We start from the raw sequence: 11,512 nt of genomic DNA, 5'->3' as shown, positions 1-11,512 counted from the left end.
GGCATCTTCAACTTCGAGGGCGGCTGCTACGCCAAGACCATCGACCTGTCGCCCGAGGCCGAGCCGGAAATCTACGCCACCACCCACCGCTTCGGCACGGTGGTAGAGAACATGGTCTACGATCCCGAGACGCTGGAATTGGACTTTTCCGACCGCAGCCTCACCGAAAACACCCGCTGCGCCTATCCGCTGGAAGCAATTTCGAACGCCAGCGCCACCGGGCTGGGCGGGCATCCGCGTCATGTGGTGATGCTGACCTGCGACGCCTTCGGCGTCCTGCCCCCCATCGCGCGGCTGTCGCCGGCGCAGGCGATGTATCACTTCCTCTCCGGCTTCACCTCGAAGGCCGCCGGGACCGAGCGCGGGATCACCGAGCCGCAGCCCACTTTCTCCACCTGCTTCGGCGCCCCCTTCATGCCGCGCCGCCCGGAAGTCTACGGCAAGCTCCTGCAAGCCAAGATCGCCAAGCACGGCGCCTCCTGCTGGCTGGTCAACACCGGCTGGACCGGCGGGGCCTATGGCACCGGCAAGCGGATGCCGATCAAGGCCACGCGCGCGCTTCTGGCGGCGGCACTGGACGGCTCGCTCGGCACTGCGAAGTTCCGCAAGGACCCGAACTTCGGCTTCGAGGTTCCGGTCGAGGTTCCGGGCGTCGATGCCGCGCTTCTCGACCCGCGCCGCACCTGGGCGGATCCGGCGGCCTATGACGCACAGGCGGCAAAGCTGATCGGCATGTTCCAGAAGAACTTCGCCCAGTATGTGCCCTTCATCGACGCCGACGTGAAAGCGGCGGCCATCGGCTGACGGCCCCTCGTCGTTCGACTTCGTCTTCTCCTCGGAGGACCACGAGCCGAGGAGAAGCGAAGCGCACGACGAGCGGTCAGGCCAGCGCCAGCCGCACCATGTTCAGCCCCGTCACCACCAGCAGCCCCTGCGTCCAGCGCCGAAAGCGGGCCTGGTCCAGCCGGTCCTGCACCCAATACCCCGCGTAAAGCCCCGCCAGAGCGGGAAGGCTCAGCGCTGCCGAAAACCCCAGCGTCTGCGCGTTCAGAAGCCCCGTGCCCAGATGCGCCGCCAGCAGCGTCGCCGCCCCGATCAGGAACACCACGCCCTGCGCACGGATCATCTCCCCCTTGTCCGCTCCGGTCGACAGCAGGAACACCAGAAGCGGCGGCCCCCAGATGCCCGACACCCCGCCATAAAGCCCGCCGACCGCCCCCAGCCCCCATTCCGCCCGGTCGCGGTGGTCCAGATGGATCGCAAGGCTTCGCCCCATCAGTTGCAGGGCGGCAAAGATCGTGATCGGCAGGCCCAGCATCAGAAGATAGGCCATGCGCGGGATCATGTCGGCGAAGGGGGCCGAGATCACGATGCCTGCGACCGTCGCGATCAGGAAGCGGCGGTAGGTGACAGTCGTCTCCCGCGCCGGGCCCGCGCCCTGACGGAAGGCCTGGCTCAGGTTTGTCACCAGCGTCGGCAGGATCAGCCCCGCCAGGGCCAGCGGCTGCGGCAGGAATACCGCAAAGGCCGAAACCAGAATCATCGGCATAGCGAACCCGACCGCGCCTTTGACGAACCCCGCGAACAGCGTAACCAGCAGCGCCGCCGCGAAGGCGTGCCCCGTCAGCCCGCCAGAGACCAGATCGAACATGACTTGCCCTTTCCAGACCCTTGTGGCGCAATCCCCTCCACAGGAAAAGCGGAACTGGCAGAAATCGAACGCGGAGGATCGGGATGAAACGGCTGGCCCTTGCTCTTGCCCTCGCGCTCTCCTCTCCAGTTCAGGCCGATCCCGCCCCGCCGCAAGCCGCTCCGCTCGTCGCCAGCCTGCGGGTCGGCGTCTTCTGCGCGCTTCAGGCGATGGACCAGCGCCCGGCCCCCGGCACGCTGTCGGGCTGGATCCATGTGCCCGACAGGATGATCGACTTCCACTGGCCCGACCGGCAGGTGGTTCCTGCTGCTGTCGGCTTGGCCTTCGGGGTGAAGTCGCGGCTGGTGGACGGGGCTTTCGCTGCGGGGGAAATGCGGGTCTACCGTCCCGGCTCCACCACCCCCGAGACCTGGGAGTCCGGCTTCTCCGACACCGGCGAGCAATTTGCCTTCTTCCGCTTCGATCGCGACGAAGAGCTGATCCCCGGCCTCTGGCGCTTCGAGGCCTGGGAGGGCGAGACGCAGCTCTACTCGGTCGAGTTCGAGGTCGTTCCCGCTGCCGCCCTGCCCGAGATCGTGAATGCCTGCGGTGCGATTTCCTGAAATCGGCCGCGACATTTTAAGTCTCATATCTCCACGTCTGTGAAATCTTGTTGCTCTGCACTTGCGAAGACGCTAGTCCTTCGCAGGTGCAGAATCTCGCCGGAGACGACCCATGCCAGACGGACAAGCCATGACCCAGACGCCCCTCCTTGAAGGCCTTTCCGCGCTGACCACCGCCGCCCTGCCCGAGGTGGAGGCGCTGTTTGTCGCGGCCCGCGACGGGCTGAAGGCGCAGGTCTCGACCGGCGGCAAGGTGTCGAACCAGGCCCTTGAGGCGCGGCAGTTCCAGGCGCATTCCCTGTCCTGGCTGGCGACCTATGTCGAGGCGCTGCGCCAGTTGAACGCCTGGGCCGCGCGATTGGCCGAGGCGGGGCAGTTCGGCGCGATGGAAGCGCTGATCCTGCAGATCGGCTTTGGCGAATATCTGACCCAGATCGCGGGCGGCATCCCGATGAGCCAGACCGAATTCGCCCGCCTCTCCGACCTGAAGGTCGGCTGGCAACCGGGTCAGGCAGCCGCGCAGCTTATGGCCGAGGGCAACACCCCCGCCGCCCGCGCGGCCCTCGTGGCGCTCATGCGCGACAACCACGGGCGCGCGACCTTCGGGGCCACGGGCCTGGACGAAGAGCTGGAGATGATCCGCGACCAGTTCCGCCGCTATGCCGACGAAAAGGTCATCCCCCACGCTCACGACTGGCACCTGAAGGATCAGCTGATCCCGATGGAGGTGATCCAGGAGCTTGCAGGGATGGGCGTCTTCGGCCTGACCATCCCAGAAACCTACGGCGGCTTCGGCCTCTCAAAGGCCAGCATGGTCGTCGTCTCCGAGGAACTCTCGCGCGGCTATATCGGCGTCGGCTCGCTTGGCACCCGCAGCGAAATCGCGGCCGAACTCATCCTCTGCGGCGGCACCGACGAGCAGAAGGCGAAATGGCTTCCCGGCCTCGCCTCCGGTGAAATCCTGCCCACCGCCGTCTTTACCGAGCCGAACACCGGCTCCGACCTCGGCTCTTTGCGCACCCGCGCCCGGAAGGCGGGCGACGACTGGGAGCTCACCGGCAACAAGACCTGGATCACCCATGCCGCGCGGACGCATGTGATGACGGTGCTGGCGCGGTCGGTCGAAGGCACCACCGACTATCGCGGCCTCAGCATGTTCCTCGCCGAAAAGACCCCCGGCACCGACGAGACCCCCTTTGTCGACACCGGCCTTTCCGGCGGCGAGATCGAGGTGCTCGGCTACCGCGGCATGAAGGAATACACCGTCAACTTCGACGACTTCCAGGTGAAGGGCGAAAACCTTCTGGGCGGCGTCGAGGGTCAGGGCTTCAAGCAGCTGATGCAGACCTTCGAGAGCGCCCGCATCCAGACCGGCGCGCGGGCGATCGGCGTCGCACAAGCCGCGCTGGAGACGGGGATGCAATATGCCGAGGACCGCAAGCAGTTCGGCAAAAGCCTGATCGACTTCCCCCGCATCGAAAGCAAGCTCGCGATGATGGCGGTCGAGATCATGATCGCCCGCCAGCTCACCTATTTCAGCGCCTGGCAGAAGGACCATGGCCACCGCTGCGACCTCGAGGCCGGGATGGCCAAGCTCCTCGGCGCCCGCGTCGCCTGGGCCTCGGCCGACAATGCGCTGCAGATCCACGGCGGCAACGGCTTTGCGCTGGAGTACCGGATCAGCCGCATCCTCTGCGACGCGCGCATCCTGAACATCTTCGAGGGCGCCGCCGAAATCCAGGCGCAGGTGATTGCCCGCCGCCTTCTGGAGTGACCGCTTGATTTGCGCATGCCAGCCCCTAATGCTTGGAATATGTGGTTCAGGGGGCGGGTATGGACTTGGTGCTGCTGACGGGCGTGTCCGGGTTCATCGCGAAGCACATCGCGCTGAAGCTTCTGAACGCAGGCTATGCCGTGCGCGGCACGCTCCGCCGAATGGACCGCGCAGATGAGGTCCGCGCCGCGCTGGCCCCCTACCTGACCGAACATGCGGGCGAGCTGAGCTTCGTCCAGGCCGACCTCGAATCCGACGCGGGTTGGGCCGAGGCCCTCGCCGGTGTGACCGCGCTGGTCCACACCGCCTCGCCCTTCCCCCTGTCGCAGCCGAAGGACCCGGCGCAAGTGATCCGCCCGGCCGTCGAAGGCACCGAGCGCGTGCTGAAAGCCGCCGCAGCCGCGGGGGTGACACGCGTCGTCCTCACCTCCTCCACCGCCGCCGTGTTGAACGAAACCAAGCCCGACACGCTGCAGGACGAAGCCGACTGGTGCGATACCCATCTGCCCACCACCACCGCCTACGCCAAGTCGAAGACCCTCGCCGAACGCGCCGCTTGGGAGATCGCCAAGGCGCGCGGCCTCAAGCTCACCACCATCAACCCCGGCCTGGTCGTCGGCCCGCCGCTGGACGAGCATTATGGCTCTTCGCTGGAACTGGTGCAGCGCATCCTCAAGGGCAAGGACCCGATGATGCCGCCGATGGGCTTCCCGATGGTCGATGTCCGCGACGTGGCCGAGATGCATCTGCGTGCCCTGCAACGGCCGGAAACCATCGGCAGGCGCTACATCGCCGCCTCCGGCTCGATGGCGATGGTCGACATGGGCCGCACGTTGAAAGCCGCCTACCCGACCCGCCGCATCCCGACGCGCGAGGCGCCGAAGCCCCTCGTCCGCCTGCTGGCGCTGTTCGACCCTTCGATCCGCGCGATCCTGCCGAAGCTCGGCCATCTGGAACGGGTCTCGAACGCCCGCGCGGTGAAAGAGATGGAGATGGAGTTCATCGCCCCCAAGGCCGCCCTCCTCGCTGCCGCCGACTGGCTGGTCAGGCACGGCAGGATCTGGGCCTAGGCGGCAACGCCCCCGCGCGAAGGCCGCGCGGTTCCCAGCCTGGGATGCAACTGACCGGCAACGGCCCAGGACACCAGAAGCCCCACGCCTGCCGCCACGAAGATCCCCGGCAGCGGCGCCACCCACAGAACCAGCCAGGCCGCCCCCGGCGTCAGGATCGAGGAGACATCGCGGAAGCTGGAATAGACCGCCGACATCTCGGTCCGTTCGCTGGGTTTGACCGACATCAGGAAGGGCAGCCCGCCCACCACGTCCAGCGTGACCAGAAAGACCGAGGCTACCATGACCAGCGCCACCGTTGCCCAGGGCAGAACCGACAGAAGCCCGGCAAAGAGAAACAGAAGGCCGCAAGCCCCGAAGGCGAAGCGGACCGACCGGCGGACCGACAGCCGCCGTGCCAGCCGGTTCAGCGCCGGAGCCGCAAACAGCAGCGCATTGGTGATCGACAGCGCGATGCCGCCGACCTTGTCGCCCAAGCCCGCCTCGATGCAGAAGATCGGCAGGTAGACGACATAGACCCACCAGCCGCAACTCCGCATCACTGCGAACATCCAGCCCGCAATCAGCCGGGGCTGACGGAAGAACCGGCCCAGATAGCCCAGCGGGTTGACCGCGGGGCGCTTGGCGCGCTGGATCTGCTTGCCGTTGCCCAGGCGCAGCACCCAGAAGCTCGTCAGCAGGAGCAGCGCGAACCCGCCCGAGACGATGAAGGGCAGCGCGTGCCATTGGTGATAAAGCCAGACCCCCGCCAGCGGCCCGATGGCCCAGGGCGCGGCGGCATAGACCATCTGCGTCGACTGGCTGCGCCCCAGGTTCGCCCGGTCGACATAGTCCAGCACATAGGCGTTCAGGCAGACAAAGATCGTCACCGTCGCCATCGCGTTGCAGATCAGCGCCAGCGGCACCGACCAGACCGTCCCGATGGCCCCCAGCATATTGCCGATCAGATACAGGCAGCCGCCCCCGGTATAGGCCCAGCGCCGGGGGATCGTCCGCGTCGCCCAAGGCACCATCAGCCCCCAGACCAGCGACACCACCCCCGAGACGAAGAACGCGACCGAAGTTGCCTGCGCGGTGCCCAGCGCATCATAGACCACCAGCGGCATGGTCGAGATCAGCGTGCCCCGGATCGAGGCATCCAGCCCGGAGAGAAGCGCGAAATGCTCAATCCGGGGGGTGGGGCTGTGGCGCAGCGCCAGCGGAATGTAACGGTAGGCCATGGCGCCACTTGAAGGGGCGGGTCAGGGTTCCGTCTGCCACAGGCGCGACATCATCCGTCGTTTCGGGAGAACCTGGCCATGAGGTCGACCAGTCGCGACCGCGCCTCGGGCAGGGGCCGGTCGTGCAGCACGGGCCGCAGTTCGCGGTCGAGGAAGAAGCCCGTGAGCCGCAGGCCGATCAGCACCGCCTCCGGCCCCAGCGGTCCTTCCCCGTCCAGCCCCTCGGGCAGCGGGATCAGCCGGTCGGCCCAGTCCCCCGCGCCCTGTGCCGTGACCGCGCGCCCTGACTTCGGGCTGACATAGGCCAGTCCTTCGCGCGCCCCGGTCACCGCGCAGCTGGAAAGGTCCAACCCGAAGCCGATCTCCTCCAGAAGGCACAATTCCCAGCGCAGGTAGGCGGCGGTCCAGCCCTCCTGCCCCAGCGCATCCACCAGCCCCAGCGTCCGCCGCCACAGCGCCGGATGCGGTTCCCGCTCCGGCAGCGCCTCGTGCAGCAATGCGCAAACCGACAGAAGCCCTGCCAGCGCCAGCCGGTCCGCCAAAAGATGCGAGCGCGACCGCAGGGGCTCGACGGTGAAGCTGCCGATATGACCGTCGAGCCTAGCCCGCCATTCCAGAGCCAGCCCCGTCCCCGGCTGCAAGGCCGCCGCCATCTTGCGGGACGCCCCGCCGCGGACCACGCCCAGGTGCCGCCCATGCGCCGCCGTCATGACCTCGACGATCGCCGAGGTCTCGCCATGCGGCCGCATGGACAGAAGGATCCCTTCGTCGCGCCAGTCCATCCGGGGACTATCGGGGTGCCGGGGATCGGGCGCAACCCCGCCCCGGACGTGATCCGGGGCCTCCGGGTGTGACGAGAGGTTCCGGATCAGCTCCGGGACGCCTCAATCCCGCAACCCCTCTTCCTCCAGAAGCGTCCGCCCCTGCCGGTCCTCCAGCTCGATCACCCAGAGATCGGGGTCCCGCGCCTTCGTCCGCGCCAGCAGCGCATCCACCTCGCGCTCCTCCCCCTCGGCCAGCACGATCCAGGCCCGCGCGCCGGTCATCAGGTCCGAGCGCCGCTCGAAGGCCCGCGCCGTGCCGTCCAGAGCCGCCACCTTCACCACCACCGCCCCCGCCTGCGGATCGCCCTTCACGGTGACATAGGCCGGAATATCCGCCAGCCGCAGCCGGGTCAGATAGGCCGAAACCCAGATGCCCGAGGCCAGCCGCGCGCTCATCCGATTTGCTCTTTGTTGAAATACTCCCGCCGGAGGCTCCGACGCCGCGACCCGCGCAACGCCGGACAGAAGCCAAATTCCTTCGAAGGAATTTGCCCGAATTCTTGGAAGAATTCGGGCCCGTCAGGCATCGCCGTCCTTGAAGTCCAGCCCCATCTCGGAATAGCGCTCGGCCTCTTCCAGCCAGTTCGGCCGCACCTTGACCTGCAGGAACAGGTGCACCGTCCGACCCAGGAATTCGGCGATCTCCGCCCGTGCCGCCTGGCCGATGGCCTTGATCGTCTCGCCCCGGTTGCCAAGGACGATTCCCTTGTGCCCGTCCCGCGCGACATAGACGATCTGGTCGATCCGGGTCGTCCCGTCGGGCTTGTCCTCCCACTTTTCGGTCTCGACCGTCAGCTGGTAGGGCAGTTCCTCGTGCAGCCGCAGGGTCAACTTCTCGCGGGTCATCTCGGCGGCGATCATCCGCATCGGCAGGTCGGCGATCTGGTCCTCCGGGTAGAACCAGGGACCCTCGGGCAGCACCTCGGCCAGCCAGTCGCGCAGGGCGTCTACCCCATGCCCCCGCTCGGCGCTGATCATGAAGGTCTTCGCAAACGGAAACGCCTGGTTCGCCGCCTCGGCCAGCGCCAGCAGGGTCTCGGCCTTCACCCGGTCGATCTTGTTGATCGCCAGCGCCACAGGCTTGCCCTGAGGCATCTCGTCCTTCAAGCGGTCGATGATCGCCTGCGCCCCCTCGGTCAACCCGCGATGCGCCTCGATCAGCAGCACGATCACATCGGCATCCGAGGCCCCACCCCAGGCCGCCTTGACCATGCTGCGGTCCAGCCGCCGCCGGGGCCGGAAGATGCCGGGCGTATCGACGAAGACGATCTGCGCCGCCCCCGCCATGGCGATCCCCCGGATCCGCGCCCGCGTCGTCTGGACCTTGTGGGTGACGATGGAAACCTTCGCCCCCACCATCCGGTTCAGAAGCGTGGACTTGCCGGCATTCGGCTCTCCGATCAGGGCGACGAAGCCCGCGCGTGTCGTCATGGGATGCTTGATCCTTGTTTGATCAGGCCCACTACGGGAAAAGCGCAGCAAAGGCCAGTTGGCATTGGGCAGGTCAGGCGTCATTCTACCGGCTGAGGTCCACCGAGTCGCACTCAATGGGTATACTGCGTCTGCTTTTTCGCACCTTCGCGCGCTCGCGTCGTCCGAAGATTGTCCTGGTCGAGCGGGATACGAGAGTCGTTGCGCAACAACCCAGGCCCAGGCAGCCTCCGCGAACAGAGATCCACCAGACAACTCACATCAGAATTGTCGAGGTTCAGGAACTTCGAGGACGTGCCTGGGTCATCGACGGAGATACCATCGACATCGGCGGCACCCGCATTCGGCTTGCGGGGATCGACGCACCCGAGATGGATCACCCTTACGGCAAGAATGCCAAGTGGGCCTTGGTCAACCTGTGCAGGGGAAAAGAAGTGCGGGCGGTCTTCGATGGCAACCTATCGCACGATCGAACAGTGGCAACCTGCTACCTTTCGGATGGTCGCGATCTGTCGGCCGAGATGGTCAAGGCTGGAATGGCTATAGACTGGCCGAAGTTCTCACGCGGGAAATACTCGGACCTCGAGCTACCTGGCATTCGCCGAAAGCTCTGGCGATGTGACGCACGTCAGAGGGGGCGAATGCCTCCGTCCATGCCGGACTAAGCCCCCCCCGCCTCCATCCGTTCCAGAAGCATCCGCGCCGCCGTCTGTTCCGCCAGCCGTTTCGGTCGCGCTGTCGCCTCGGCCGCGGCCCCGTTCTCCAGCCTTACCCGGATGGTGAAGACCAGCGCGTGATCGGCGCCCGCGCGGCCCGTTTCCTCGTAGACCGGCGGGGGCATCCCCCGCGCCTGCGCCCATTCCTGCAACAGCGATTTCGGGTCGCGCGCATCCGGCTCCACCGCCGCGATCCGCCTGCCCCAGAGCCGCAGGACCAGCGCCTGCGCCGCCTCGAAGCCCGCGTCCTGGTAGACGGCGGCGATCACCGCCTCCATCGCATCGCCCAGGAGCGCCTCCTTGCGGCGCCCCCCGGTCAGCATCTCGCCCCGGCCCAGCTTCAGCACCTCGCCCAGGCCCACCTCGCGCGCGACATCGGCGCAGGTCTCCTTGCGCACCAGCGCGTTGAAGCGCGGTGCAAGCTGGCCTTCGCTGGCCTCCGCATCTGCCGACAGCAGCGCCTCGGCCATCACCAGCCCCAGTACCCGGTCGCCCAGAAACTCCAGCCGCTGGTTGTCGGGCCGCGTGGCCGAGCCGATCGAGGAATGAGTCACCGCGCGCAACAGCAGGTCGGGCTTGCTGAACCTGTGCCCCAGCCGGCCCTGAAAGGCCAACAGGTCCGCTGAAAGCCTCACTCGATGGCCTTGAAGAAGCGGTCCGCGCGCCAGGTCCAGAAGAAGAACAGGCTGCGGCCAGCCGAGGAGAAGATGATCCGGTCCGCCCGGCCGATCAGGTATTCCGCAGGCAGATAGCCCACGCCGCCCACCGATTGCGGGAACCGGCTGTCGGTCGAGTTGTCGCGGTTGTCGCCCATCACGAAGTAATGGCCCTCGGGCACGGTGAAGACATCCGTGGTGTCGGCCCCGCCCGCCTTGTCGATGTTCAGCACATGGTGCTTGCGCCCCTCGGGCAGGGTCTCGATGAAGCGGCTTTTCTTGCAGATGCCGCCCTCGCCCACCGCGCCGTTCTCGCAGCGCGGGCGGTTGCGCATCGGGCCCTGCGGCTCCATCACCTCCTCGAAGACCCCGTCCGGCACCTGCGGCGCCTCGACGCCGTTGATGTAGAGGATGCCCTCCTTCATCTGGATCTTGTCGCCCGGCAGGCCGATCAGCCGCTTGATGTAATCCGTCCCCGCCGTCGGATGGCGGAACACCACCACGTCGCCGCGCTGCGGTTCCGACCCCAGCACCCGGCCCGAGACCGGGCACAGGCTGATCGTGGTGAAGGGGATCTCGCAGGAATAGCGCGAATAGCCGTAGGCCATCTTGTTCACGAACAGGAAGTCGCCGATCAGAAGCGTGTCCTTCATCGATTCCGAGGGAATCCAGAACGGCTGGAAGAAGATCGACCGGAAGGCGATGGCGATGACCAGGGCCCAGAAGACGGTCTTGATGGTCTCGACGATGCCGCCTTCGGAAGTGCCCTTGGCCATGATGTCCTGCCTTGCTGATTTTCGGCGCTACATGCGCGCGGGGGTCCGGGGAGTCAAGCGCGCGCCGCCCCCTGCGCGGCCAGCGGACGCGCCTCGATCACCACGAAGGCCTGCGCCCAGGGGTGGTCGTCAGTCAGCGTGACATGGATCACCGCCTCGTGCCCCGCGGGCGTCATCGCGTGCAACCGTTCCGCCGCCCAGCCGGTCACATGCATGACCGGCTGGCCCGAGCGCAGGTTCGTCACCGCCATGTCCTTCCAGCTGATGCCCATCCGCAGGCCGGTGCCCAGCGCCTTGGAACAGGCCTCCTTCGCCGCCCAGCGCTTGGCATAGGTGGCCGCAACCGCCCGCGCCCGGCTTTCGGCCTTGCGCTGTTCGATTTCGGTGAAGACCCGCTCCTTGAACCGGTCGCCGTGGCGCGCCAGCACCGCCTCGATCCGCTCGATGTTGCACAGGTCGCTGCCGATGCCGAGGATCATTCCGGCACCTTGACGCGCTGCGCCCCGGCGCCGGAACGAAGGATCAGACCCGCTCCAGCCTGCGGGCCGCGAACGCCAGTCCCAGCATCGACGCCCCGTCCGAGATCAGCTGAAGCCCCAGGAGCAGCCCCAGCGTGGTCAGCGCGGCCTGTGCGAAGTTGGCGAAGATCAGGATGCCCAGCCCCAGCGACAAGACGCCGGACAGCAGCACTATCCACTTCCAGTTGCCGGCCGGCATGGCAAGCGAGGCCACGACCTTGAAGATGCCCGAGACCACGAACAGGATCGCCAGCAGATAGGTCAGGCTGATCAC

At 67.1% G+C, this 11,512-nt stretch carries 14 protein-coding genes; 5 read left to right on the top strand and 9 right to left on the bottom strand.

Annotated elements, in window-relative coordinates; genetic code table 11:
- Positions 1-804, top strand: an 804-nt coding sequence (locus V7Q39_RS14865) for a phosphoenolpyruvate carboxykinase (ATP) (RefSeq protein WP_333817387.1), incomplete at its 5' end; no start/stop codon positions are given.
- A gap of 76 nt (positions 805-880) precedes the next feature.
- On the opposite strand, the gene V7Q39_RS14860 is transcribed toward V7Q39_RS14865, so the two are convergent.
- Positions 881-1,651 carry a sulfite exporter TauE/SafE family protein gene (locus V7Q39_RS14860; protein WP_333817386.1) on the bottom strand — a complete coding sequence of 257 codons (771 nt, stop codon included), beginning with the start codon at positions 1,649-1,651 and terminating at the stop codon, positions 881-883.
- An 83-nt stretch (positions 1,652-1,734) separates the two neighbouring features.
- On the opposite strand from V7Q39_RS14860, the gene V7Q39_RS14855 reads away from it, so the two are divergent.
- From V7Q39_RS14855 to V7Q39_RS14845, 3 genes are all read left to right on the top strand, one after another.
- Positions 1,735-2,253 (top strand): DUF3859 domain-containing protein, encoded by a 519-nt coding sequence (locus tag V7Q39_RS14855; protein WP_333817385.1) that lies wholly within the window; start codon positions 1,735-1,737, stop codon positions 2,251-2,253.
- 112 nt (positions 2,254-2,365) lie between these two features.
- Positions 2,366-4,027, top strand: a complete 1,662-nt coding sequence (locus V7Q39_RS14850; RefSeq protein WP_333817384.1) for an acyl-CoA dehydrogenase family protein — start codon at positions 2,366-2,368, stop codon at positions 4,025-4,027.
- 59 nt (positions 4,028-4,086) lie between these two features.
- Positions 4,087-5,097 (top strand): SDR family oxidoreductase, encoded by a 1,011-nt coding sequence (locus tag V7Q39_RS14845; protein WP_333817383.1) that lies wholly within the window; start codon positions 4,087-4,089, stop codon positions 5,095-5,097.
- Here V7Q39_RS14845 and V7Q39_RS14840 read toward each other — a convergent pair.
- The 4 genes from V7Q39_RS14840 to era form a co-directional block, all read right to left on the bottom strand.
- Positions 5,094-6,317 (bottom strand): MFS transporter, encoded by a 1,224-nt coding sequence (locus V7Q39_RS14840; RefSeq protein ID WP_333817382.1) that lies wholly within the window; start codon positions 6,315-6,317, stop codon positions 5,094-5,096. The genes V7Q39_RS14845 and V7Q39_RS14840 overlap by 4 nt on opposite strands.
- Positions 6,318-6,367: 50 nt before the next feature.
- A complete protein-coding gene (gene recO, locus V7Q39_RS14835) occupies positions 6,368-7,099 on the bottom strand; it encodes a DNA repair protein RecO (RefSeq protein ID WP_333817381.1) in 732 nt (243 codons plus the stop codon).
- Positions 7,100-7,201: 102 nt separating this feature from the next.
- Positions 7,202-7,537, bottom strand: coding sequence for a DUF1491 family protein (locus tag V7Q39_RS14830; protein ID WP_333817380.1), 336 nt, complete (start codon positions 7,535-7,537; stop codon positions 7,202-7,204).
- Between the two features lie 123 nt (positions 7,538-7,660).
- Positions 7,661-8,572, bottom strand: coding sequence for a GTPase Era (gene era / locus V7Q39_RS14825; RefSeq protein ID WP_333817379.1), 912 nt, complete (start codon positions 8,570-8,572; stop codon positions 7,661-7,663).
- Positions 8,573-8,688: 116 nt separating this feature from the next.
- Between era and V7Q39_RS14820 the strand changes: the two genes are divergently transcribed.
- The gene (locus V7Q39_RS14820) at positions 8,689-9,237 is read left to right on the top strand and encodes a thermonuclease family protein (protein ID WP_333817378.1); all 549 of its coding nucleotides are present in this window, start codon (positions 8,689-8,691) and stop codon (positions 9,235-9,237) included.
- Here the strand turns inward: V7Q39_RS14820 and rnc are convergent.
- From rnc to V7Q39_RS14800, 4 genes are all read right to left on the bottom strand, one after another.
- A complete protein-coding gene (gene rnc / locus V7Q39_RS14815) occupies positions 9,234-9,923 on the bottom strand; it encodes a ribonuclease III (protein ID WP_333817377.1) in 690 nt (229 codons plus the stop codon). The two genes, V7Q39_RS14820 and rnc, sit on opposite strands and share 4 nt — an antisense overlap.
- A complete protein-coding gene (gene lepB, locus V7Q39_RS14810; protein WP_443082527.1) occupies positions 9,920-10,720 on the bottom strand; it encodes a signal peptidase I in 801 nt (266 codons plus the stop codon). The genes rnc and lepB overlap by 4 nt, the downstream gene beginning before the upstream one ends.
- A gap of 53 nt (positions 10,721-10,773) precedes the next feature.
- Complete coding sequence (acpS, locus tag V7Q39_RS14805) at positions 10,774-11,199, bottom strand: holo-ACP synthase (protein ID WP_333817376.1); 426 nt, start codon at positions 11,197-11,199, stop codon at positions 10,774-10,776.
- Positions 11,200-11,242: 43 nt separating this feature from the next.
- Positions 11,243-11,512, bottom strand: a 270-nt coding sequence (locus tag V7Q39_RS14800; RefSeq protein ID WP_333817375.1) for a DUF308 domain-containing protein, incomplete at its 5' end; no start/stop codon positions are given.

The sequence above is a fragment of the Tabrizicola sp. genome (genome assembly GCF_036781545.1).
GTDB lineage: Bacteria > Pseudomonadota > Alphaproteobacteria > Rhodobacterales > Rhodobacteraceae > Tabrizicola.
Note: the sequence above shows the minus strand (reverse complement) of the source record. Positions and strands in the feature narration are given on the sequence as shown.

Coding starts and splice junctions, on each gene's coding strand:
- V7Q39_RS14860 (WP_333817386.1), bottom strand. CDS start 1,651: ATGTTCGATCTGGTCTCTGGCGGGCTGACGGGGCACGCCTTCGCGGCG.
- V7Q39_RS14855 (WP_333817385.1), top strand. CDS start 1,735: ATGAAACGGCTGGCCCTTGCTCTTGCCCTCGCGCTCTCCTCTCCAGTT.
- V7Q39_RS14850 (WP_333817384.1), top strand. CDS start 2,366: ATGCCAGACGGACAAGCCATGACCCAGACGCCCCTCCTTGAAGGCCTT.
- V7Q39_RS14845 (WP_333817383.1), top strand. CDS start 4,087: ATGGACTTGGTGCTGCTGACGGGCGTGTCCGGGTTCATCGCGAAGCAC.
- V7Q39_RS14840 (WP_333817382.1), bottom strand. CDS start 6,317: ATGGCCTACCGTTACATTCCGCTGGCGCTGCGCCACAGCCCCACCCCC.
- recO (WP_333817381.1), bottom strand. CDS start 7,099: ATGGACTGGCGCGACGAAGGGATCCTTCTGTCCATGCGGCCGCATGGC.
- V7Q39_RS14830 (WP_333817380.1), bottom strand. CDS start 7,537: ATGAGCGCGCGGCTGGCCTCGGGCATCTGGGTTTCGGCCTATCTGACC.
- era (WP_333817379.1), bottom strand. CDS start 8,572: ATGACGACACGCGCGGGCTTCGTCGCCCTGATCGGAGAGCCGAATGCC.
- V7Q39_RS14820 (WP_333817378.1), top strand. CDS start 8,689: ATGGGTATACTGCGTCTGCTTTTTCGCACCTTCGCGCGCTCGCGTCGT.
- lepB (WP_443082527.1), bottom strand. CDS start 10,720: ATGGCCAAGGGCACTTCCGAAGGCGGCATCGTCGAGACCATCAAGACC.
- acpS (WP_333817376.1), bottom strand. CDS start 11,199: ATGATCCTCGGCATCGGCAGCGACCTGTGCAACATCGAGCGGATCGAG.